Origin of the sequence: Gluconobacter sp. P1D12_c (genome assembly GCF_018812105.1) — a bacterium.
GTDB lineage: Bacteria > Pseudomonadota > Alphaproteobacteria > Acetobacterales > Acetobacteraceae > Gluconobacter > Gluconobacter oxydans_A.
Genome location: NZ_JACSIQ010000778.1, coordinates 1 through 376, shown reverse-complemented (window position 1 = coordinate 376; position 376 = coordinate 1). Strand labels below are relative to the sequence as shown.

1 protein-coding gene is annotated in these 376 nt (G+C 49.2%); it reads right to left on the bottom strand.

Translation table 11 applies throughout. From position 1 onward, the window contains the following. Positions 1-367 (bottom strand): hypothetical protein (locus KP705_RS19160; protein WP_215765455.1); only part of this gene is annotated, 367 nt, incomplete at its 3' end. Between the last annotated feature and the right edge of the window lie 9 nt (positions 368-376).

Here is a 376-nt window from a genome sequence, read left to right as displayed (position 1 = left end):
CTATCCGAGAAGATGACTCACACCCATTCTCAGACGGTCCTGCATCAAAAATCTCTCCGCGTGATTCCTTCGCTTCCTTAACCTCTGGAACGTATTCTAAACCACCAGCAGGAAGCCTGAAGCGTCGCCTGTCTTCCTGTTCCGAACGACACGCAAAACGCAGATTCTCATCAGCAGAATAATCCCGAGCTATAAGCCCAAGKTGCTTKCAGTCAGCAGATATCAGCCAGCAGATATCATCAACAGACCACCCCAGATGGAACACATGCCCAAGCCATGAACGAGGATAATACCCCCCATCATATGACTGAGCTTTGATGACCCTTTGGGCCTCTAATTTCGTATATGAACGACCTACGGATTCCATCCGAGACCA